This window comes from Mycobacterium sp. 1245805.9 (genome assembly GCF_001672915.1).
Classification (GTDB): Bacteria; Actinomycetota; Actinomycetes; order Mycobacteriales; family Mycobacteriaceae; genus Mycobacterium.
The window spans coordinates 30,158-51,059 of sequence record NZ_LZKR01000209.1 but is presented as its reverse complement, the minus strand read 5'-3'; the positions used below and the strand labels follow the sequence as shown (position 1 = coordinate 51,059).

The 20,902-nt window shown below is 67.6% G+C and carries 25 protein-coding genes and 4 tRNA genes; 14 read left to right on the top strand and 15 right to left on the bottom strand.

Translation table 11 applies throughout. From position 1 onward, the window contains the following. Positions 1 to 3 precede the first annotated feature (3 nt). Positions 4 to 759, bottom strand: coding sequence for a pyrimidine reductase family protein (locus A9X00_RS26565; protein WP_067160463.1), 756 nt, complete (start codon positions 757 to 759; stop codon positions 4 to 6). On the opposite strand from A9X00_RS26565, the gene zapE reads away from it, so the two are divergent. Further along, the gene (gene zapE, locus A9X00_RS26560; protein WP_067160460.1) at positions 758 to 1,834 is read left to right on the top strand and encodes a cell division protein ZapE; all 1,077 of its coding nucleotides are present in this window, start codon (positions 758 to 760) and stop codon (positions 1,832 to 1,834) included. The genes A9X00_RS26565 and zapE overlap by 2 nt on opposite strands. Here zapE and A9X00_RS26555 read toward each other — a convergent pair. Genes A9X00_RS26555 through A9X00_RS26545 form a run of 3 tightly spaced genes read right to left on the bottom strand, consistent with a single transcriptional unit; the run spans position 1,791 to position 3,565 of the window. Then, complete coding sequence (locus tag A9X00_RS26555; RefSeq protein ID WP_067160457.1) at positions 1,791 to 2,309, bottom strand: GNAT family N-acetyltransferase; 519 nt, start codon at positions 2,307 to 2,309, stop codon at positions 1,791 to 1,793. The two genes, zapE and A9X00_RS26555, sit on opposite strands and share 44 nt — an antisense overlap. Further along, positions 2,297 to 2,806 (bottom strand): hypothetical protein, encoded by a 510-nt coding sequence (locus A9X00_RS26550; RefSeq protein ID WP_067160454.1) that lies wholly within the window; start codon positions 2,804 to 2,806, stop codon positions 2,297 to 2,299. The genes A9X00_RS26555 and A9X00_RS26550 overlap by 13 nt, the downstream gene beginning before the upstream one ends. Positions 2,807 to 2,827: 21 nt before the next feature. Further along, positions 2,828 to 3,565, bottom strand: a complete 738-nt coding sequence (locus A9X00_RS26545; RefSeq protein WP_067160451.1) for a Clp protease N-terminal domain-containing protein — start codon at positions 3,563 to 3,565, stop codon at positions 2,828 to 2,830. A gap of 99 nt (positions 3,566 to 3,664) precedes the next feature. Here A9X00_RS26545 and A9X00_RS26540 point away from each other — a divergent pair, with 99 nt between their 5' ends. The 3 genes from A9X00_RS26540 (at position 3,665) to A9X00_RS26530 (ending at position 7,462) form a co-directional block, all read left to right on the top strand. Beyond that, a complete protein-coding gene (locus A9X00_RS26540; protein ID WP_232006943.1) occupies positions 3,665 to 3,997 on the top strand; it encodes a DUF732 domain-containing protein in 333 nt (110 codons plus the stop codon). 103 nt (positions 3,998 to 4,100) lie between these two features. Further along, entirely contained in the window at positions 4,101 to 5,591 is a 1,491-nt protein-coding gene (locus A9X00_RS26535; protein WP_067160448.1) for a sodium:alanine symporter family protein, read from the top strand. A gap of 236 nt (positions 5,592 to 5,827) precedes the next feature. Next, positions 5,828 to 7,462: a fatty acyl-AMP ligase gene (locus A9X00_RS26530; RefSeq protein WP_067160445.1), complete on the top strand. Its 1,635-nt coding sequence runs from the start codon at positions 5,828 to 5,830 to the stop codon at positions 7,460 to 7,462. Positions 7,463 to 7,504: 42 nt separating this feature from the next. Here the strand turns inward: A9X00_RS26530 and A9X00_RS26525 are convergent, their stop codons facing one another. The 3 genes from A9X00_RS26525 to A9X00_RS26520 all read right to left on the bottom strand — a co-directional run bounded on the left by A9X00_RS26525 (position 7,505) and on the right by A9X00_RS26520 (position 9,278). Further along, the gene (locus A9X00_RS26525; RefSeq protein ID WP_067160442.1) at positions 7,505 to 8,308 is read right to left on the bottom strand and encodes a transglutaminase family protein; all 804 of its coding nucleotides are present in this window, start codon (positions 8,306 to 8,308) and stop codon (positions 7,505 to 7,507) included. A gap of 79 nt (positions 8,309 to 8,387) precedes the next feature. Continuing rightward, positions 8,388 to 8,579, bottom strand: a complete 192-nt coding sequence (locus tag A9X00_RS31025; RefSeq protein ID WP_156772313.1) for a hypothetical protein — start codon at positions 8,577 to 8,579, stop codon at positions 8,388 to 8,390. 180 nt (positions 8,580 to 8,759) lie between these two features. After that, positions 8,760 to 9,278 carry a DUF5994 family protein gene (locus A9X00_RS26520; protein WP_082975543.1) on the bottom strand — a complete coding sequence of 173 codons (519 nt, stop codon included), beginning with the start codon at positions 9,276 to 9,278 and terminating at the stop codon, positions 8,760 to 8,762. A gap of 305 nt (positions 9,279 to 9,583) precedes the next feature. Here A9X00_RS26520 and A9X00_RS26515 point away from each other — a divergent pair, with 305 nt between their 5' ends. Both A9X00_RS26515 and A9X00_RS26510 read left to right on the top strand, forming a co-directional pair. Next, a complete protein-coding gene (locus tag A9X00_RS26515; RefSeq protein WP_067160438.1) occupies positions 9,584 to 9,943 on the top strand; it encodes a DUF732 domain-containing protein in 360 nt (119 codons plus the stop codon). Between the two features lie 32 nt (positions 9,944 to 9,975). Next, positions 9,976 to 10,929, top strand: coding sequence for an alpha/beta fold hydrolase (locus A9X00_RS26510; protein WP_067160435.1), 954 nt, complete (start codon positions 9,976 to 9,978; stop codon positions 10,927 to 10,929). On the opposite strand, the gene A9X00_RS26505 is transcribed toward A9X00_RS26510, so the two are convergent. Further along, a complete protein-coding gene (locus A9X00_RS26505; protein WP_067160432.1) occupies positions 10,926 to 11,846 on the bottom strand; it encodes a cation diffusion facilitator family transporter in 921 nt (306 codons plus the stop codon). The genes A9X00_RS26510 and A9X00_RS26505 overlap by 4 nt on opposite strands. 50 nt (positions 11,847 to 11,896) lie before the next feature. On the opposite strand from A9X00_RS26505, the gene A9X00_RS26500 reads away from it, so the two are divergent. From A9X00_RS26500 to A9X00_RS26475, 6 genes are all read left to right on the top strand, one after another. After that, positions 11,897 to 13,066, top strand: coding sequence for a glycosyltransferase (locus tag A9X00_RS26500; RefSeq protein ID WP_067160429.1), 1,170 nt, complete (start codon positions 11,897 to 11,899; stop codon positions 13,064 to 13,066). A gap of 28 nt (positions 13,067 to 13,094) precedes the next feature. After that, positions 13,095 to 13,373, top strand: coding sequence for a hypothetical protein (locus A9X00_RS26495; protein ID WP_067160426.1), 279 nt, complete (start codon positions 13,095 to 13,097; stop codon positions 13,371 to 13,373). 125 nt (positions 13,374 to 13,498) lie between these two features. Further along, positions 13,499 to 13,801: a hypothetical protein gene (locus A9X00_RS26490; RefSeq protein WP_067160423.1), complete on the top strand. Its 303-nt coding sequence runs from the start codon at positions 13,499 to 13,501 to the stop codon at positions 13,799 to 13,801. Between the two features lie 108 nt (positions 13,802 to 13,909). Then, positions 13,910 to 14,257 (top strand): DUF732 domain-containing protein, encoded by a 348-nt coding sequence (locus A9X00_RS26485; protein WP_067160420.1) that lies wholly within the window; start codon positions 13,910 to 13,912, stop codon positions 14,255 to 14,257. A gap of 121 nt (positions 14,258 to 14,378) precedes the next feature. Next, positions 14,379 to 14,879 (top strand): hypothetical protein, encoded by a 501-nt coding sequence (locus A9X00_RS26480; protein WP_067160418.1) that lies wholly within the window; start codon positions 14,379 to 14,381, stop codon positions 14,877 to 14,879. A 76-nt stretch (positions 14,880 to 14,955) separates the two neighbouring features. Further along, positions 14,956 to 15,240, top strand: coding sequence for a hypothetical protein (locus tag A9X00_RS26475; RefSeq protein ID WP_067160415.1), 285 nt, complete (start codon positions 14,956 to 14,958; stop codon positions 15,238 to 15,240). A gap of 21 nt (positions 15,241 to 15,261) precedes the next feature. Here the strand turns inward: A9X00_RS26475 and A9X00_RS26470 are convergent, their stop codons facing one another. Then, positions 15,262 to 15,651: a hypothetical protein gene (locus tag A9X00_RS26470; protein WP_067160412.1), complete on the bottom strand. Its 390-nt coding sequence runs from the start codon at positions 15,649 to 15,651 to the stop codon at positions 15,262 to 15,264. A 66-nt stretch (positions 15,652 to 15,717) separates the two neighbouring features. Here A9X00_RS26470 and A9X00_RS26465 point away from each other — a divergent pair, with 66 nt between their 5' ends. After that, positions 15,718 to 16,161, top strand: coding sequence for a hypothetical protein (locus tag A9X00_RS26465; RefSeq protein ID WP_156772312.1), 444 nt, complete (start codon positions 15,718 to 15,720; stop codon positions 16,159 to 16,161). Between the two features lie 27 nt (positions 16,162 to 16,188). Here A9X00_RS26465 and A9X00_RS26460 read toward each other — a convergent pair. From A9X00_RS26460 to A9X00_RS26450, 3 genes are all read right to left on the bottom strand, one after another. Then, a tRNA-Val gene (locus A9X00_RS26460) sits at positions 16,189 to 16,263 on the bottom strand. A gap of 14 nt (positions 16,264 to 16,277) precedes the next feature. Next, positions 16,278 to 16,351 (bottom strand) — tRNA-Cys (locus A9X00_RS26455). 30 nt (positions 16,352 to 16,381) lie between these two features. Continuing rightward, positions 16,382 to 16,454 (bottom strand) — tRNA-Gly (locus A9X00_RS26450). A 175-nt stretch (positions 16,455 to 16,629) separates the two neighbouring features. On the opposite strand from A9X00_RS26450, the gene A9X00_RS26445 reads away from it, so the two are divergent. Continuing rightward, positions 16,630 to 16,701 (top strand) — tRNA-Val (locus A9X00_RS26445). A 104-nt stretch (positions 16,702 to 16,805) separates the two neighbouring features. Here the strand turns inward: A9X00_RS26445 and A9X00_RS26440 are convergent. The 3 genes from A9X00_RS26440 to A9X00_RS26430 form a co-directional block, all read right to left on the bottom strand. Next, positions 16,806 to 17,879, bottom strand: coding sequence for a YncE family protein (locus tag A9X00_RS26440; RefSeq protein ID WP_067160408.1), 1,074 nt, complete (start codon positions 17,877 to 17,879; stop codon positions 16,806 to 16,808). A 228-nt stretch (positions 17,880 to 18,107) separates the two neighbouring features. Further along, positions 18,108 to 19,064 carry an NHL repeat-containing protein gene (locus tag A9X00_RS26435; RefSeq protein ID WP_197515282.1) on the bottom strand — a complete coding sequence of 319 codons (957 nt, stop codon included), beginning with the start codon at positions 19,062 to 19,064 and terminating at the stop codon, positions 18,108 to 18,110. A gap of 187 nt (positions 19,065 to 19,251) precedes the next feature. Next, positions 19,252 to 20,901, bottom strand: a complete 1,650-nt coding sequence (locus tag A9X00_RS26430; protein WP_067160402.1) for an NHL repeat-containing protein — start codon at positions 20,899 to 20,901, stop codon at positions 19,252 to 19,254. Position 20,902 lies beyond the last annotated feature (1 nt).

Sequence of the window (20,902 nt, the reverse complement as noted above, 5' to 3'; positions counted from 1 at the left end):
TTTTCAGCCCCGGACGTAACGGGCGTAAAGGTAGCCGGCGTCGTCGGTGAGCAGGTGGGCGCGGCGCATCCGGGTCAGCACCTGGCCGGGGCCCGTCGCGATGCGCCGGGCCAGGCCGCCGACCAGGTAGGGCGCGATGGTAAGGCACAGTTCGTCGAGCAGGTCGCGGTCGACGAACGCGCCGAGCAGCATCGGTCCGCCCTCGGTCAGCACGCGGCGCATGCCGCGCGCCGCCAGGCCGGCCAGCAGGGCGGCCTCGTCGACCCGACCGGGATCGCCGCCGGAGCAGTCGAGGACCTCGCACAGGTCGCCGAGCCTCCGGCTGGTCTCCGCGGCCGCCGCCGTGCAGGTGAGCACCAGGGGCGGCACCTCGGTGCGGGTGAACACCGCCATGTCGCGGTCGAGCTGGCCGGACTTGGTGACGATCGCCAGCCGCGGCACTTCGCTCTGCCCGCGGGCCTGCCGCCCCTGTCGCTGCGCGACGGCCAGGTGCGCGCCGGAATAGCCCTCGATGCGCACGGTGCCCGCGCCGACCACGATCACGTCGGCCAGTTCCCGCAGCAGGTTGAAGATGTGCCGGTCGCCGGGCCCGCCCATGGTGCCGCTGCTGCCGTCGGCGGTGGCGGCGCCGTCCACGCTGGTGATGAAATTCGCCCGCACGCAGGTGCCGTCGCGTTCCGGATAGCCGTAGAGGCTGGCGAGTTCGGCGTCGTCGATCTCCCGCGTCGACCCGAGCAGCGTCAGCGGGGTCTCTGGCATGAGCTTGATTGCAGCACGCCGCTACAGTTCCTGCATGCACGGGGGCCGCGTGGGGCATCTGGTGGATCGGCATCCGACCGTGTCGCCGGAGCGGCTGATCGCCCAATTGCGGCCGCCGCCAACGTTCGCCGACGTGAGCTTCGCGTCGTATCGCCCGGATCCGGCGGAGCCGAGCCAGGCGGCCGCCGTCGCGGCCTGCCAGGACTTCTGCCGGCAGGCCGTGCAGCGGCGGGCCGGCCGCCGAAAGCTGTTGGGCAGGCGGGCCGTGTTGCCCGGCGTCGGGCTGTATCTCGACGGCGGCTTCGGCGTGGGCAAGACCCACCTGCTCGCCTCGGCCTTCTACCAGCTGCCGGGGGACGGGCCCGAGCCGCCAACTCCCAAGGCGTTCGCCACCTTTGGCGAGCTCACCCAGCTGGCCGGGGTGTTCGGCTACGTCGAGTGCATCGAGATGCTGGCCGATTACACGGCGGTGTGCATCGACGAGTTCGAGCTCGACGATCCCGGCAACACCACCCTGATCTCGCGGCTGCTGTCCTCGTTGGTGGAGCGGGGGGTGTCGGTGGCCGCGACCTCGAACACCCTGCCCGAGCAGCTCGGCGAGGGGCGCTTCGCCGCCCAGGACTTCCTGCGCGAGATCAACACGCTGGCAAGCATTTTCACCACGGTGCGGATCGAGGGACCCGACTACCGCCACCGCGGCCTGCCGCCGGCGCCGCAGCCGCTGTCGGACGAGGAGGTGACCGCGCGCGCCGCCGCCGTCGACGGGGCGACGCTGGACGATTTCGACGCGCTGTGCGCGCACCTGGCCACCATGCACCCGTCGCGGTATCTGACGCTGATCGAGGGCGTGACGGCGGTGTTCCTGACCGGCGTGCACGGCATCGACGACCAGAACGTGGCCCTGCGGCTGGTGTCGCTGACCGACCGGCTGTACGACGCCGGGATCCCGGTGATCGCCTCCGGCGCCCGGCTGGACACCGTCTTCAGCGAAGAGATGCTGGCCGGTGGCTATCGGAAGAAATATCTGCGGGCTACGTCGCGGCTGGTGGCGCTGACCCAAGCTCGCGAACCATGAGGTAGTCGTTCTCGAGGCGCGCGCCCACCCGAAAGGTCCTGGTGCCGTTGACCGTAAAGCCGTGCTTGGCATAGAAGCGTTGCGCGCGGTGGTTTGCCTGGTTGACGCCCAGCCAGACGCGGTGCACGCCCCACTCCTCGGCGGTGGCCACGCCGAGGTCCATCAGCGCCGCCGCCGCCCCGGTGCCGTGGTGTTCGGGCAGCACGTAGATCTTCGACAGCTCGGCGGAGTCGGTACCGTCGCGAATCACCATGGCGTAGCCGATGATTCGGCCGTCCCGCGTGGCGGTGAGGATCGCGCGGTCCGGATCGGCCAGGTATTCCGCGAAGCGCTCCGCCGACAGGTTGGCGTCGATGAACGACGCCATGTCTTCGGGCGCCGTCGAGGGCGGGCAGGCCAGCGGAAAGGTTTGCGCGGCAACGGCAGCCAGTTCCCCGGCGTCAACAGAGCCCGTGGCGAGCGTCAGAGATTCCACTGCGCCAGGTGATAGCCCGTCTTCTTGTCCAGCAGCACGACGGTGGAGACCGGGTCGCGGTAGGCGTCCCAGTACACCGCGCCGCGCACGATCGCCCCGTTCGGCGCGTTGACGAGCACGTTGTCCAGCGCGTCGGGCGCGTCGGATGCCCGCGGCTTGTAGGCGTCGGCGAACGGGGTCACGCCGTCGAAGCTGAACTCGGTCGCCATGATGTACGGGTTGGGCACCCGGACCGCGCGGACCGTCACGTCGGCGCGGTCGACGGTGCTGCCCGGGAAGCTTTTGATCGGAACGCCCTCGCGGGTGTAGCCGAATCCCGGCGGCGGATCGCAGGGGGCCACGCTGCTGACGGTGATGTCGGCGATGTACTTGCCGGTGTCCACCCGCAGGGTGTCACCGAGGTGACCGATCGGCGCGTCGCCCGCCCACGCGCGCGGCGCGGGGACGTTCGCGGCCGCGATCATCAAGATGGACAAGGCGATCAGCCAGCGGTGCATCCTCGCATGATCGCACAGCCGCTACGGCGAAGGGGAGGGGTCGGTTCCGGCGCTCAGCGATTCGAGCGCGTCGACCAGGTCCGTCTCGACGCGGTCCTTGTCGACGCCGCACCGGTGCAGCGGCCCGGCGCCGTCCTCGAGTTCGAGCATCGCCAGCAGCAGGTGTTCGGTGCCAATGTAGTTGTGGCCCAGCCGAAGTGCCTCGCGGAAGGTCAGCTCGAGCGCCTTGCGCGCCGGGCCGCTGAACGGGATGAGCTCGGGGGGTTCGCCGACCGCCGGGGGCAGGCTGACGGCCGTCCGGATGGCGTCGGGGTCCACCTTCTGCCGCTTCAACAGCACCGTCGCCAGCGCGGCCGGGTCGGTGAGCAGGCCGAGCAGCAGGTGGTCGGGGGTGATCTCGCCGTTGCCGGCTTCGTGCGCGGCGTTCTGCGCCGCCACCACCGCACTGCGCGCCCGCGGGGTGAACCGACCGAAGCCCTGCTCGGGGTCCAGCGTGGTGGGCTCGGCGCGCGGGACGAACCGCTTTTGGGCGGCCTGCTTGGTGACGCCCATGCTCTTGCCGATGTCGGTCCAGGAGGCTCCCGAGCGGCGGGCCTGGTCGACGAAGTGCCCGATCAGGTGGTCGGCGACCTCGCCCAGGTGCTCGGCGGCCAGGACGGCGTCGGCGAGCTGGTCGAGCACGTCCGGGTGCACCCGTTTGATGGCGTTGATCAACTCGTCGAGGCGGACGGGGTAGTCGATCGGAGTCGGTTCGGACATGCCGTCAACAGTAGGTTGACGAACCTAAGGCTGTCAACCTCAGGTTGACGCCCCGTTTCGGGTGCGGCGCCACTGTCGCTCTGGCACGATCAGAGGGCCGTGAAACCGCTGATCCTCATGTTGACGAGCCTTGTCGCCCTGGTCGGCATGGCCGCGCCCGCGCGGGCGGACTACACCGACGATGCCTTCCTCACCTCGTTGCGCGCGGCCGGCATCACCTTCCCCGACCCGGGGCCGGCGATCGGTGCCGGGAAATGGGTGTGCGACGCGGTGAGCAAGGGGACGCAGATGGTGGACGTCGTCAAGACGATCCAGGCCCAGAACCCCGGGCTGCACGGGGACAACGCGGCCCGGTTCGCCGCGATCGCGGCCAACGTGTATTGCCCGCAAGCCTTGGCGGCCAGTGGTGGGAAGGTCGACGGCGGCGCGTAGCGTCACTGGATTTTTACAAATACCCCGGCCAACGGCCGGTTAACGAAACCTGTCCTCAACATTTCGCGAATACGCTGCTGCGAGCAAACGGCCCAGGTTGGGGATGGATTTGGACTTCGTTCAGGCACGGTTGATCGACCCGCTGAGCAATGCCCTGAGTTGTCACGTCCTCGTTTACCTGCTGATCGGCGTTGGCATCTACTTCACGGTCCGCACCCGATTCATTCAGGTCCGCTACTTCGGACGGATGCTTCGCCAGCTCCGCAGATCCCACCGCCACGACGGTGGGATCTCCTCTTTCCAGGCCTTCTGCGTCGGCCTCGCGTCCCGGGTGGGCACGGGAAACATCGCCGGCGTCGCCATCGCGCTCACCGTCGGCGGGCCGGGCGCGATCTTTTGGATGTGGGTGGTGGCCGGGGTCGGCATGGCGACCGCGCTGATCGAGGCCACCCTCGCCCAGGTCTTCAAGGTCCGCTCGGACGACGGTGCCTTCCGGGGCGGCCCGGCGTTCTACATCCGGCGCGGCCTGCATTCGCGGACCGGCGGCGTCTTCTTCGCCGTGCTGCTCGTGGTCACGTTCTCGACCGCGTTCAACATGGTGGAGACCAACGCGATCAGCGGCGTGCTGAAGTCGTCGCACGGCGTCGACATCGGTTGGACGACAACGGGTCTGGCGGTGCTGGCGGTGGCGGTCCTGTTCGGCGGGGTGCGCAGCGTCGCCAAGTTCGCGGAATGGGTCATCCCGGTCGCCGCGCTGACGTACGCGTCGCTGGCGTTGGCCATCGTCGCGGTCAACATCTCGGCGCTGCCAGGCGTCCTCGAGGAGATCGTCGGCGGGGCATTCGGAATCAGGCAGCTGGCGGGCGGTTTCGCCGGTGGCATCGCGACGGCCATGCTGACCGGGGTCAAGCGCGGCCTGTTCGCCTGCGAGGCGGGGATGGGCAGTTCGCCCAACATCGCGGGCGCTGCGACGGTCTCACATCCGGTGGAGCAGGGCCTGATTCAGTCACTCGCCGTCTTCGTCGACACCATGGTGATCTGCACGGCGACGGCGTTCATCGTGCTGATGGCGGGGCCCGGCGTTTACGATCCGGCCCACACCGGCTCCATCGCGGGCGCCAGCCTGACGCAGTCGGCGATCGCCGCCGGCCTCGGATCGTGGACCACCGTGGTGATGACCGCCGTGGTGTGCGTGTTCGGTTTCGCCTCGGTGCTGAGCAATTACGTGTGCGCCGAGGCCAACCTGTTCTTCCTGGGCGGCCGGCACGTGGCGACCAACGCGCTGAAGGTCGTGACGCTGGGGGCGATCGTGTTCGGGGCGATGGCTCAGCTGAAGCTGGTGTGGGCTTTCGCCGACCTGACGATGGCGCTGATGGCCATCGCCAACCTGGTCGCGATCTGCCTGCTGAGCAAGTGGGCGTTCGCGACGGTGCGGGACTATCACCGCCAGTCCATGCGGGGCGACCATCCCGTCTTCATCGCGAGCGAGGCCGGGCTGCCCGGCGTGCTCGCCGGCGACATCTGGGAGGCCCCGGAGCGCCGGCAGGTCGGTGCGCTGCCCGGGTCGTTGCCGCTGAGCCGGCCCGCCGCGTAGCGCCTGCCGGTTCGGCCCGAATTGTCACGATCTGTACCGACTTGCGCGTGCATGGCTACGCCCAAGGCATCGGCTCGCTACAGTCAGCCGGTCTGACAAGCCATCTGGGCTGAAATACGAAGGGTCTTAGCACTCCCGGAGTCATCATCGACGCCAAAAGTGCTCGCCGACGGCCGAACCCCAGCGGCTTCCGAAGCTCCTAACGCGCCCGCAAACCCTTAAGCCAAAGGATCGCCGTGAGCCGATTTACCGAGACGATGTACGAAAATGCCCGGTCGAGCCCCAAGGGGATGATCACCGGCGAGCCGCACGCGCCGGTTCGGCATACCTGGGCAGAGGTGCACGAGCGGGCTCGTCGGGTGGCCGGTGGGCTGGCCGCGGCGGGCATCGGACACGGCGACGCTGTCGCCGTGCTGGCCGGCGCACCGGTCGAGATCGCGCCCACCGCCCAAGGCATCTGGATGCGCGGCGCCAGCGTGACCATGTTGCATCAGCCCACCCCGCGCACCGACCTGGCGCGTTGGGCCGAGGAGACAACCGGCGTCATCGACATGATGTCGGCGAAAGCCGTTGTCATCTCGGAGCCGTTCATGGCGGCCGCGCCGGTGCTGTCGGGTCTCGGTATGACGGTGCTCACCGCCGAGACGCTGTTTGCGAACGCCCCCGTCGGCCCCGTCGACACCTGCGATGACGACGTGGCGCTGATGCAGCTGACATCGGGCTCGACGGGATCGCCCAAGGCGGTTCAGATCACGCACGCCAACATCGTCGCCAACGCGGAAGCCATGATGGTCGGCTGCAACTTCGACCTGGATACCGACGTGATCGTGAGCTGGCTGCCGTGCTTCCACGACATGGGCATGACGGGCTATCTGACGGTGCCGATGTACGTCGGCGCGGAGCTGGTCAAGGTCACGCCGATGGAATTCCTGCGCGATACGTTGTTGTGGCCCAGGCTGATTCACAAATACAAGGGCACCATGACCGCCGCGCCGAACTTTGCGTACAACCTGTTGGCCAAGCGGTTGCGCAGACAGGCCACACCCGGGGACTTCGACCTGTCCTCGCTGCGGTGGGCGCTCTCCGGCGCCGAACAGGTGGACCCGCTCGACGTCGAGGACCTCTGCGACGCCGGGGCGCCGTTCGGGTTGAAACCCGAGGCGATAATCCCCGCCTACGGCATGGCCGAGACGACGGTTGCGGTGTCGTTCTCCGCGTGCGGCGGGGGCATGCTCGTCGACGAGGTGGACGCCGACCTGCTGGCCATCCTGCACCGCGCCGTCCCCGCGAGCAGGGGACATACCCGCCGGCTCGTCTCACTGGGCCGGCCGCTGGAGGGGCTGGAGTTGCGAATCCTCGACGAGGAAGGCAGTGTGCTACCGCCACGCGGCGTGGGCGTCATCGAGGTGCGCGGCGAGCCCGTGACCAACGGCTACACCACGGCCGCCGGGTTCATCGCTGCGCAGGATGAGCGGGGCTGGTATGACACCGGCGACCTGGGCTATCTCACCGAGGGCGGCAATGTGGTGGTGTGCGGGCGGCTCAAGGACGTGATCATCATGGCCGGCCGCAACATCTACCCAACCGACATCGAGCGCGCCGCCTGCCGTGTGGCCGGGGTGCGGCCGGGCTGTTCGGTCGCGGTGCGACTCGACGCCGGGCAATCGCGGGAGACGTTCGCGGTGGCGGTGGAATCCAAGGAGTACGACGACCAGGCGCAGGTGCGCCGCATCGAGCGCCAGGTGGCGCACGAGGTGTTCGCCGAGGTCGATGTGCGCCCCCGAAACGTGGTGGTGTTGCAGCCCGGGATGATCCCGAAAACCCCGTCGGGCAAGCTGCGGCGCGCCCACGCGCTGGCCCTCGTCAGCTGAGCGGCTGACGCACAACGGCTTTCGCAACGACGAGGCCTGGCTTCAGCGGATCGACACCAGCTGGTCGATCGAGTCCCTGGGCAGGTCGCCGTCGACGACGGCGGTTACCACCAGTTTGTCCAGTGTGATCGCGCCGCTGTGGTTGTCGAGGAAGGCGACGTCGGCGGCATCGCGTCCAGTGGCGATGCGCACGAGGCTTTGCCTCGGCGCCAAGAGAGTGCCGTCGACCACTCGCCAGTGTCCATCGACGAAAGCCTCGACTACTGCATGAAAGTCCATCGGGTACAGGCCGGGTGCATACACCGAAACTACGCGGGCCGGCACATTGACGGCTCGCAACAGCGCCACCACGAGATGCGCGAAGTCTCGACATACCCCGGCGCCGGAGAGCAAGGTATCCACCGCGCCATCGATGGGGTCACTCGACCCAGGTACATATTCCAGCCGGCCGCGGACCCAAAGGGAAACCTTCTCCAACAGGGTCGCCGAATCGATATACCTACCGAATTCGGTTGCGGCGAAACAGAAGAACTTGTCGCACTCGGCGTAGCGGCTCGGACGCAGGTACATCGATAGGTCATGCTCGGTCACCGGTGCCGGGTCGGTTTGCCCGACGATCGTCGCGGCGTAGTCGACCTTGAGGCTACCCACCGGGACGTCCAGCTTGTGGATGCGACTACCGTGCATACCGCTGATCTCCAACGGCCGCAGAGGATTTCCATCCAAGACAAATGACATCGACTCGGATACCTCGGTGTCGGGATGCGGTGCAACGGCGATCTGGAACTCCAGGGTCGTCGGCGCGGTGATCTCGACTTCGAGTTCAGCGGCGACCTCTCGTCTCATCTGTCCCTCCTGTCGCCGCCTGACGGTCAAGCCTCGGTCGCGGCCAGCAGGGCGCGGCGCCGCGTCCCGGTCAAGCCATTCAGGACGGTGGCGTCTTGGTCGCGGAGTCGCTCGTCGGGCGGTCGGAGAAGGTGGGAAGTTGCACCGGTTCCGAGTCGCGAAGGGTGTCGGAGACGACCTCCGGCTCGTAGCGGTGTGAAAACAAGTCGGACGAATTCATGTATGCGGGGTCCTCAAAGTAGTTCGGGCGATCGATTCGTGAGCTGCTCATCTACACAAAAATGTCGACGGTGGCAGTGCTCAATACGAACGGCTTACCAACCAATCTACACGCGAGCCTTGAAACAGCCGTCTCGCCCGTTTGATCAACCCAGAAACGGCGCCTCTTGATCCTCCTCCGGTCGCCTTCTACGTCGGTCCACTCACGACCCGGAGGACGTCGAGCGTGCCGTCATGCCCGAAAGCTCCGGACCCGTCGGTGAAATGCCGGTCGGTAGGCCGCGACCGGCGGTGCTTGGCCGCCGTCGCTGGTCCCGAGCATGTCGCCGACCGTGGAAGCATTGTCCGGCGCCGCCGCCGTCATCATCGCCTTGTGTGCGACGTCTGGATCAGTGCTCGGGGGCACCACCATCAGGAGGATCCTCTCGCGGCCGAGCCCGACCACCTCGAGGGTGTTGGCCGGTTGGTAGCTGAACCCGTCCAGTCGGACCGATCGTCCACCGGTCGTGAGCCGTGCCGGTGCCTTCGCCCATGCGGAGAGGTCGTACATGACCCGCGCAACGGAGCCCAGTCGCACCGACAACACCGCCAACAGATCAGGCAGTTCGCGCGGCAGGTCATCGGAGTGTGGCCACCATGCCCCGTCGACATGCCCGGTCGTCCGCGCCTTCGGCTTCATGCGCAGCCGCGGTGTGTTCTCCGGTCCTGCGAGGTGGCCGCCGGCAACCGCGCGGCCTTCATGTCGTGTCATAGCGACGATCCCGTCTTGGCCGCGAATCGGCCAATTTCTCCGAATCGGCGACGACGCGATCTCAGATGGTCGCGCGCGACATACCACCGACCCATGCGCATCGCGTCACACGGACGCGAACTCTAGTCGAAAGGTGTTGTGTATCAACACTTCCGGATGCAAATCAGATTGGCCGTCGACTGGCCCATCGATTATGGGATCTGAATGGTCCCAGTAGCTCGATCGTACGCCTGCCGAGTTGAGCCGGAAACCCCTTGCCATGCCGGGATGCGGGCACAGCGCGAGTCTGGGACTATGGCAGCGTCATGAGAGTCCTGTGGGGGATGGCAAGCCTGGTCGTGCTGATCGGCCTGGCCGCGCCGGCGCACGCCGACGAGGACCCCAACGCGGACCCCGCCACCGACGCGGACTTCCTTACCGCGCTCAAGTTCGCCGGAATCTCCTACCAGGATCCGAAGGCCGCCATCTCGGCCGCCAAGACGCTGTGCCAGCTGGAGGACACCGGGGCGACCGAGGACGAAATCATCGGAAACCTTCAGCAGCGCAACGGCTTTACCGGCAACGGCGCCGCCAAGTTCACGGTGATCGCCGTCGGCGCCTACTGCCCCAAGTACATCACCGGCGAGGGCCGCGGCCCCAAGCCCGAGGGCGCGGTCGGCGACTAGCCTCGGCGCGAACCGGCCCGCCATAATGAGCCATGCGCAAGAGGGTTGGCATCGCGTCGGCGGCCGGTTTATTGGGTTGGGGCGCCGCGCAAGCGGCAGCCGCGCGGATCCGGCGCAACCCGGACCCGTTTCCGCGCGAGCGGCTCACCGCCGAACCGGACGGTGAGCATGTCTCGATCACCCGGCCCGACGGGACCGTGCTGCACGCGTTGGTCGCGGGGCAGGGCCCGCCGGTGGTCCTCGTCCACGGCTACACCGCCCGGGTCCTCGAGTGGAATTTCGTGTGGGACGAGCTGCAGGCCAAGGGATTTCGCGTCATCGCGTTCGACCAGCGCGGCCACGGGCGCTCCACGCTAGGCTCCGACGGCATCGGGTCGGAGCCCATGGCGGCCGACCTCGCCGCGGTCCTGGCGCACTTCGACGTTCGCGACGGCGTGCTCGTCGGGCACTCGATGGGCGGATTCGTCACCATCCGCGCCGTGCTCGACCACGCCGACGTGGCGCCGCGGCTGCGCGGGCTCGTGCTGTTCGCCACCTGGGCGGGCCGCATCCTGGACGGCGCACCGCAGAACCGGCTGCAGATCCCGCTGCTGCAATACGGCGTGCTGCAACGGATGATGCGCAACGAGACCGTCGCGATGCTGTTCGGCGCCGCGCAATGCGGGACGCACCCGTCACCGGTGATGGTCTCGGTGTTCGTCGACTTCTTCAACCAGCATCTGGACGAACACGGGCCGCTGCTGCCGATCGTGCGGGCCTTCTCGCAGGAGGACCGCTACCCGCGGCTGGGCGAAATATCGGTACCGACCACGGTGATGGTCGGCTCCGCGGATCGCACGACCCCGACCAGTCATTCGCGCCGCCTCGCCGAGGGCATTCCCGGTGCGCGCCTGGTCACGGTGCCCGACGCGGGACACCTGCTGAACTGGGAAGCGCCCGACGAGCTGATCAAGGTCGTCGAATCGTTTCCGGCGCAAGGGGTTTAGGCGGCCCGCGCGGTCCAGCTGAAGCTGTGCATCTCGGGGATCAGTGGTGTCAAAGCCGCGGCCACGCCGCGACCGATCCGATCGGCCTGCGCGAGTGGGATTTCCGGGTCGAGGAAGCCCTCGACCTCGACCCGTAGAGTGCGCCCGGTCCAGCGGGCCCGGGCATGCGCGTGCACGACACCCGGAACCGAGGCGGCGGCGGTCTCGGCCGTCGTGATGATCTCGGGGTCGACGCCGTCGAGCAGTCGGTGCGCGATGTCGGCGGTCACCTCCCACCCGACGTGGCAGATGAACGCCGTGACAACGATTCCGGCGACCGCGTCCGCCCAGCCCCAGCCGAGCGCCACGCCGATCAGCCCCAGCATCGCCCCGGCCGAGGACAGCGCGTCGAGCCAGGAATGCTTGGCGTCGGCCACCATGGTCGCCGAGCGGATCCGCCGGCCCACCGCCAGCTTGTAGCGGGCCACCAGCTGATTGCCCGCGATGCCCACCGCGGCGGCCGCGATGCCCCAGCCCAGGTGCCCGGTCCCGCCGTGGCGGAGCAGCTTCGTGACGCTCTCGAACCCGGCGACCGCGGCGCTGCCCCAAATCACCAGGGCCACACCGATCCCGGCGAGGTCCTCGGCGCGTTCGTAGCCGTAGGGATAGCGCTCGGTGGGCAGCTTGCGGGACGCCCGGAAACCGACGAACACCAGCGCGCTCGTCGAGACGTCCGACAGGTTGTGTAGCGCGTCGCCGAGCAGCGCCACCGACCCGGACACCAGCGCGATGGCCAGTTCGACGAGGCCGGTCAGCGCCAACCCGACCGCGCTGACGGCGACGGCGCGGTTGGCCTGGCGGCGCTCGCCCGCGTCGTCGGCCAGGGTCTCGAGGGGGAAGCTCGCCGCGGGGTCGCGGACTCCGTTGATCACGTGCATACCGCCCAGGCTACGACCTTGCTACTACTTCCGTGCGTTAGGTTCCGTCCGTGAAGTTCGTGGTGGCCGGCTACGGAAGCAGGGGCGATGTCGAGCCGTGCGTGGCGGTCGGGCGTGAGCTGCTGCGCCGGGGCCACGAGGTTCGCATGGCGGTCTCGCCCGACAAGCTCGGCTTCGTCGAGTCGGCGGGGCTCACCGCGGTCGCCTACGGGGAGGACACGCGCGAGCGGATGGACTCCGCCGAGCGATTCGTTCGCAAGGTGGATAACCCGTTCGCCGCGTTGCCCGAAGTCATGGAGCAACTCACCAGGGTGTGGGCGGACAAGACCGCCGCGCTGACGTCGCTGGCAGCCGACGCCGACCTGCTGTTGGCGGGCTTCAACGAGCAGGAGCTGGCCGCCATCGTCGCGGAGCATCGCGGCATTCCGCTGGCGGCGCTGCATTTCTTCCCGACGCGCGTGTACTCCGCCGGGGTGCTGTATTCGAACTTGGTCAAGGACGTCGCGGCGGCCCAGCGCCGCTCGCTCGGCCTGCCGGAAGCGGCCCCGCCCCCGTCGTCGCTGGAGATCCAGGCCTACGACGAGCTCTGCCTGCCCGGGCCGGCGTCCGAATGGGTGGAGTCGGACGGCTGGCGCCCCTTCGTCGGCGCGCTGACGCTCGAGTTGCCCGCCGACGCCGACGACGAGGTGCTGTCCTGGATCGCCGCGGGGACGCCGCCGATCTGCTTCGGCTTGGGCAGCACGCCGGTCTCGGCCCCGGCGGACCTGGTCGCCATGGTCGGCGCGGCCTGCGGGCAGCTGGGGGAGCGGGCGCTAATTTGCAGCGGCCCCAACGACTTTGCCGATCTGCCGCGCCCCGATCACGTCAAGATCGTGGATGCGGTCAATCATGCGGTCGTGCTGCGAGCTTGCCGCGCCGTCGTGCATCATGGGGGCGCCGGTGTGACGGCGGCGGGCCTACGGGCGGGAATTCCGGCCCTGGCGCTGTGGCTCTGGCTGGACCAGCCGCTGTGGGCGGCCGGCCTGGAACGGCTGAAAGTCGGTGCCGCCCGCCAGCTTTCGACGACGACGCAGGAGTCGCTGGTCGCGGACCTGCGCCGCATCCTCGCCCCGGACTACGCCGCACGCGCCCGCGACGTCGCCGCCCGGATGACCACCTCCGCCGAAAGCGTTGCCCGCGCCGCCGATCTGCTCGAAGGCGCCGCCTCGAGTTGCGCCTAGCCCCCGCCGACTCCGTAGACTTCCGCCCGTGGCATATGACGTTCACATCCGAACCGCCGACGGCGGTGTCCAATACCCCAACGCATTCAGCTACGACATCAAAGACGGAATCCTGATGGTCGAGGTCGGCGACGACGTCGACCACGCGGACAAGATCTACTTCTCCCCGGGCTACTGGCAGCAATACGTGGTCGACCCATTTGGCGACGACCCCCTCGACCTCGAGCTGGACGTCTTCGACGACGAAGACGAGGACTACGAAGACGCCGACGTCGAAGAGGACCACGACGAGGAAGGCGACGAATAGGCGTCGCTTCATCGGGTGATCCGCCCCCGTGACGTCGGTCACGATTGGGCAGCCCTGCTGTCGCTGCGGTGTTGCACGAGACGGTTGTCGCATCAGGCGGCGACCCGGATCGGAGCGAGGCAGACATGCGGCACATCACGACCACGTTCGGTGGACACCACGGGACCCGCGACCTGGAGGCCGCCGCGTTCTGGATCTTCGGCGCCATCATCCTGTTGATTGCCTTCGGCGACGCGGTGGCGGTCTTGGCGGCCGCGGTCGCGGTGGTGGCGTCGATCGCGTGGATCTACCGCAAAATTGAGCGTCTTTGGGACCGCGACAAGGCACACCCGGCCCCGGTGACCCATCTTCGCCCGGAGTGGGCGGACGGATACGACGCGAAAGAGGCTCCGGCGCAAGCGCTGTCGCACCATCCGCACGCCGCGTAGATAATCTCCCAAAAAGCCGACTATTCAGCTGCGCATAATCTGCTTTTTCCCGGCTGTCTCTATTCTGCTACGGCAACCTCAACGCCGAGGAGAAAGAGAGCGCAGCAAATGTCCGCACCTCGCTGGCTGGCCGCCCTGGCCGTCCCCGTCATGACCGGCGCCGCCTTGGTTTCCGGTGCGGCGATCGCGACAGCCGATCCCGTCGATGACGCGTACCTGTCCCAACTGCGCGCCGCCGGCTTCAATTGGCCGCCGGACCATGACGAGGCCCTGACCGCGATGGGGCGGCTCATCTGCGACGACCTCGGCTGGGGTTGGACGTACGACCAGATCACGCAAAACATCCACTCCACCTTGGACCCGAGAAACGTCACGTTCGGAGAAATCGGATCCATGGTGAGAATCGCGCATGCGACCTATTGCCCGCTGCAGCGATGCTGGGCGGCTCATTGCTGAGCGGTCCCTAGCCGACGGCAAAACAGTCCCGTCCCTTTTTCCGGAGTGGAATAAGGGTAAAGATCGGGTATATGCACTTCGCTCTGGTTCCGCAGTTGTCGCGGGCTGAGAGGAGAAGCCGATGACCCCAAATGGTCGCAGCGGTCTTGTTGGTTTGTGTGCCGCACCGCTCGCTATCGCCCTGTCATTTGCCCCGACCGCGTCCGCGGACGCCGCGTCGTGGAACGGCACCTACGCGATCACGTTCATGGTCGGCCCGAAATCCGGGACCAGCATGGCGGTCGGTGACCCCGAGGTGCAGCACACCGATACCTACGGATTCCGCTCGAGCTGTTCGAGCGGAAAATGCGTCGCCACTATCGTCAGCGGCCCCCCGCCGAGCAACCCGACGGTTCCGCAACCGGTCCAATTCACCTGGGACGGGTCGTCGTGGACGCAGGTCAGCGATTTTCAGTGGGACTGCATGATGCCCGACACCAGCATCCAATGGAATCCGGCCCACTCCACCGTGCGCTACACGCCCCAATCCGACGGGTCGCTGTCGGGCGTCATGCACACGGAGATCCTCAGCGGCGCGTGCCAGGGCACGATCGACATGGACATGAGGGCCGAGCGGGCGTGAATTGCCTAAGCGATTGCGCTGCAATGGGGTTCGTTTAGTTCTTTGCCGGCGGCAAGCGCGGCGATACGATGCGACCATGCGTTTCACCTATGTCGCCGCGGCGGTCGGCGTGGCTATTGCGCTGCTCGGGGCGTCGCCCGCTCACGCTGATTACAGCGGTTTCACTCGCTGCGTCGGCGGCATCAAGCAACTCCCGCTGGGGGAACCGGACCCACAAAACTTCCAGCGCGCCGGAGTTATTGAGCAGGACCTCAAATCTGGTGTTTCCCCCGACGCGGAGGCCCAGAAGGTGGCGCGGTTGGGATTCGACCAGCAGACGGCCGCCACGATTGTGCAGTGCGTCATCGAGGAGAACCCGTAACCGCGACGCTGTGAACGCAGCTCAGTCGGTCTTGTGCCAGGTTTGGCAGCTGCGCGTCAAGAACGCCTTGTCGGTGGGCGCGATCATCACCACCTGAGGGCCGGTGCCGATGTCGCTGTCGATGATGTGGGTCGAATTCAGGCTGCTCAGCCGCGCCCAATAGCAGTCGGATCCTCTTTCCGGGCTGGGACCCCCGGAGCGGTAGGTGCCCGCCACGATGTCGATGCCGACGCGATAGGTGCCGTCGGTTTCGATGACGGTCCTGGGGGCGAACGGTGGCGGGGGAGCGGTCACGGTGACTGTCTTCGTGATTTCCACCGCAGACGTCACCGTCGTTGCTGTCTTACCCGACCCGCCGCAACCTGCGAGAACTATCGCCGCGCCCGCGATCGCGATTTTCTTGCCCTGCATTGAAGGAGGGTAAGCAAACGGCTGCTCGCACCGCCACGCGGGCCGTGGCGGTGCCAAGCTAAACGCGTGTCGTGGGCTGATCGAACGGCCGCCCGAAGTTTTGCCACCGCGGCCACCCTCACCGCCGTCGCTGTCGGGGCGCCCGCTCCCGCGTCGGCCGCTCCCGTGATGAGCGGCCACTACCTCAAGACCACTACCGATCCGGGCGCCGGCCGCACGTTTACCGAGAACTGGTACTTCACGCCGTGCGGTGACGGGTGCGCCGACATGTCGAGCCCGGCGACCGGCCTTAGCGGCCGGGCGATGTTGGTGGATGGTCAATGGACGATCGACAGCACCGAGGACATCGTGTGCAAGGGCGGTGTCACGGAAGGCAACGCGGCGAACGCGCACTACATGTGGGATGCGAACACACTGACCGGCACGGTCCAAGTCGTCCAAAACCGGGGCGTCTGCGACCATCCGCCGCAGTCATATTCCTTGAGCTTCCGACTGGTGAAGGCGCCCTGATAAACGCGCTCTGAACTGCAAGAACTCTGGTGCGCGATACTGGGATTGAACCAGTGACCTCTTCCGTGTCAGGGAAGCGCTCTCCCGCTGAGCTAATCGCGCCGGGGGGACAAATTTGGAGGTGGAGACGGGAATCGAACCCGTGTGCACGGCTTTGCAGGCCGTTGCCTCACCACTCGGCCACTCCACCGCTGGGGGATTGATGCCACTTGCACCTTCGAGCGGACGACGGGATTCGAACCCGCGACCCTCACCTTGGCAAGGTGATGCGCTACCAACTGCGCTACGTCCGCGCGCAACGGGCGAGATCGTCGCCCGGTGCGAAGGACGACGATAGTCCACCTGAGCGGGCCCGCACAAATCTCTTTTACGTTGCGGCTCTAGGCTAGCGCGCCCGCCGACGCACGCGGCGCGTAGGGCGATGCCCGCTTCGTGCTAGTCTTCTTCGTCGTTCGCCCCTCGGCGCCGGGTCCCGTGGCTCAGTGGAAGAGCGTCCGCTTCACACGCGGAAGGTCGCTGGTTCGATCCCAGCCGGGACCACCCTTCTGACCTGCACGAACACCGCCGGGTTTGGTACAGGTCTTATACCCCACGATCCTTGGCGGACAAGACAATCCGTCGCCCCCAGACACCGGCGCACACCACTATCGAGATTCGATCACCGACACGGTTTTGTCGCCGCCGTTGGTGACGTAGGCGGTGTGGGTGCCCGGGTCCACTGCCACCCTGCCCGGGTGCTTGCCGACCGGCACGGTGACGCTGACGGTGCGCGTGGAGGCGTCGATCACCGACACCGTGTTGTCGCGGTTGTTGGCGACGTAGACGGTGTGGGTGCCCGGGTCCACCGCGACCCCAGCGGGGTGCTTGCCGACGGGCACGGTGGCGCTGACGGTGCGCGTGGAGGCGTCGATCGCCGACACCGTCCCGTCGTCGCCGTTGGTGACGTAGACGGTGTGGGTGCCCGGGTCCACCGCCACCCCGCTCGGGTTCTTGCCGACGGGCACGGTGGCGACGACCGCATGCGTCGAGGCGTCGATCACCGAGACCGTGTTGTCCTGGGCGTTGGTGGCGTAGACGGTGTGGGTGCCCGGGTCCACCGCCACCTCGTGTAGTTGCTTGCCGACGGTCACAGTGGCGCTGACGGTGCGCGTCGGTCCGTCGATCACCGAGACCGTGCCGTCGTAGTCGCCCATGTGGGCAGCCGCCGTTTGAAGTCGACCGACGTAGACGGTGTGAGTGCCCGGATCCACCGCCACCCCCGCCGGGTTCTCGCCTGGGCCCGTGCTGACGGGCACGGTGGCGGTCACGGTGCGCGTTGAGGCGTCGATCACCGACACCGTGACGCCGTAGTTAGTGACGTAGACGGTGTGGGTGCCCGGGTCCACCGCAACCCCCTCCGGGCCAGAGAACGGCTTGCCGACGGGCACGGTGGCGGTGACGGTGCGTGTCGAGGCGTCGATCACCGACAGCGTGTTGTCGTCGCCGTTGGTGACGTAGACGGTGTGGGTGCCCGGGTCCACCGCCACCCCCGACACCGACTTGCCAACGGCCACCGTGGCGGTAACCCGGTAAGTCGGAGGGGTCTTGCTGCATCCGGTGAGGCCGATGGCCCCAACGGCAGGCAGCACGAGCGCGGCGATGAGGGCATGTCGGCGGTGCCGCCACCGCCGCGGTGTGGGTGCGGTGCGGTCGGCGTCAGTGCCGGGCGACTGTTGCATGATGTGCTTCCTTTCCGCCGAACGTGTTCGGGCTGGGGTGCCGCGATGGCGTGGAATGGGCCACCGGGCGCGGCTGTTGTGGTCGGTCACGCTAAGGGTGCGGTGGGCGCCTTGCGTGTTTCTTGCTTGGTTCTTGTGCCGGTTCGCTGTGGATCGGCATGCGAAAGACATTGCAGCGCAGGCAAATATCTCAGGACTTTCCGGCGTGTGACGTACGTGCACTCGTCGTCAGCCCGCCGCCAGCTTCACCACATGTTGCCGCTCGTCGGTGACGTAGAGATTCCCGGCAGCGTCCACCGCCACACAGAATGGGAAGCGAAGGCCGGTGAACGGCAGCACTGTTTGGTCGTTCGATCCGGGCGCCAACCCCACCACGCGGTCGTGGTTGCGGTCGACGACGTAGACGATGCCCGCGGTGTCCACCGCCAGACCGGTAGCGGTGTCGAGGCCGGTGAACGGCAGCACTGTCTGGGTGTTCGACGCGGCCGCCAACGTCACCACCCGAGCGTCAGTTCCACGCTTGCCCATGTCGAGCACGTACACCTTGCCGGAGCTGTCCACCGCCAGACCGGAAGCGGTGTCGAGGCCGGTGAGCGGCAGCACCGTCTGGGTGTTTGACCCGGCCGCCAACTCCACTACTCGATAGTGGTGGGGGTCGGCGTTGCTTCCGCCGTCGACGACGTAGACGTTGCCGGAAGCGTCCACCGCTATACCGGAGGGGCCCTCGAGGCCGGTGAACGGCAGCACCGTCTGGGTGTTCGACGCGCCCGCCAACCTCAGCACCCGATGGTTGCGGTAGTCGGTGACGTAGACGTTGCCGGAAGCGTCCACCGCCACATCGCCGGGGCGATCAAGGCCGCTGAACGGCAGCACGGTCTGCCCGCCCGACCCGGCCGCCAACTTCACCACGCGACCGCGCGAATCGTGGTGACCGCCGGCATAGTCGACGACGTACACGTCGCCGGCGCCGTCCACCGCCACACTTTGGGGGTTGGTGAGGCCGCTGAACGGCAGAACGGTTTGTCGGGATGGCGGCGGTGTTGGCCCCGTCGACGGATTCGTTGGTCCGGTAGACGCGCTCGTCGTTGCCGTTGCATGCGGGGACGGCGGCGTCTTGCTGCATCCGGTGATGCCGATGGCGGCAATGGCGAGCAGCACGAGCGCCGCGATTCTTGCGTTCTTCATGATTGCTTTCCTTTGCGCCGAACATGTCCAAGACTGGGTCGCCGGGCGCGGCTGTTGTGGTCTGTCATACCAAGGTTGCGGTGGGCGCCTTGCGTGTTTCTTGCTTGGTTCTTGTGCCGGTTCGCTGTGGGTCGGCATGCGAAAGGCATTGCAGCGCAGGCAGGTATAGAACAGGCACTGCGACGCATCAGCCCTGCGCCAGCTTCACCACCTCGGCGTTACCGCGGTCGGTGACGTAGACGGCGCCCGCCGTGTCCACCGCCACCCCCCAAGGCTCGCCGAGGCCCGCGAACGGCAGCACAGTTTGGGTGTTCGACCCGGCCGCGAGCTTCAAGACCCGCTTGTTGGCGGAGTCGGTGATGTAGACGGCGCCCGCCTTGTCCACTGCTATGCCGTGCGCGCCGTCGACTGGGCTAAGGCCGGTGAACGGCAAGACCGTCGGCGTGCTCGACCCCGCCGCCAGCTTCAGGACCTTGTCGTAGTCGACGACGTAGACATCGCCGGCAGTGTCCACCGCAATCCCCCACGGGTCGGCGAGGCCGGTGAACGGCAAAACAGTTGGCGTGTTGGACCCGGCGGCCAACTTCAGCAGCCGATGTTTGTGGTAATCGGTGACGAATACGTCGCCCGCGGTGTCGACCGCAACAGCGCGGGGGGCGACGCCGGAAAACGGCAGCACGGTCTCTGTATTGTCTGGCGCCAACTTCGACACTCGATTGGTTTTGTTGTCGACGACGTACGTGTTTCCGGCGGTGTCGACCGCCACGCTCTCGGGGAAGCCGAGGCCGGTTAACCGCAGGTCGGTTTGGGTGTTGGACCCGGCCGCCAGCTTGATTACCCGGTTGCGGCGGTCGCCCGAAGTGTTGTTGACGACATACACATTGCCGGCGGTGTCCACCGCGACGGCCCAGAGATCGTCGAGGCCGGTGAACGGCAGCACCATCTGTCGGCACGCCGGCGGCCGCGCCGGCTGCGCCGACGAGAGCTTCACGACTCTGTTGTTTTGGGCGTCGGCCACATACACATTTCCGGCGGTGTCGGCCGCCGCACCCTCGGGGCCGGTGAGGCCGGTGAACGGCAGCACGTTCTGGGTGCACGATCCGGCCGCCAACGTCACCGCGGCGTTGTTGAAATAGTCTGTGACAGAGATCCTTCCGGCGGTGTCGGCCGCCACCCCGATGGGGCCTTTTAGGCCGTCGAATGGCAGTACGGTCTGGGTGGTTGCCCCTGCCGCCAGCTTCACCACCCGCTTGCTGCCGAAGTCGGCGACGTAGACGGTGCCGGTGCCGTCGACCGCGACGCCGCGCGGCAGGGCGAGGTGGGTGAATGGCAGCACCGTCTGGGTGGTCGACCCGGCGGCCAACTCGACCACCCGGGCATTGAGGTAGTCGGCGACGTAAACGGCGCCGGCCGCATCCACCGCCACGCCATCCGGGCCGTTGAGGCCCGTGAACGGCAACACCGTCTGGGTGTTGGACCCGGCCGGCAGTTTCACCACCCGGTTGTTGTGGTCGTCAGTGACGTAGACGGCGCCGGCTTTGTCCACCGCCACGCTGTCGGGGTAGTTGAGCCCGGTGAACGCCAGCACCGTCGGGCTGTTCGACCCGGGGGCCAACTTCAGCACTCGTTGGTTGCCGCTGTCGGCGACATACACCGCGCCGTTGGTATCCACCGCGACGCCGGCGGGGTGGTTAAGACCGCCCAGCGGCAGCACGGTTTGTTGGGGCGGCGCCGACCGCGGCGACGAGTGGCACGCGGCGACGCCGACGACGGCCGCGGCGACGCCGACGATCGCGGCGTTTGCGCGTCGTCGCCACTGCCGCTGGTGCGCTCGCACG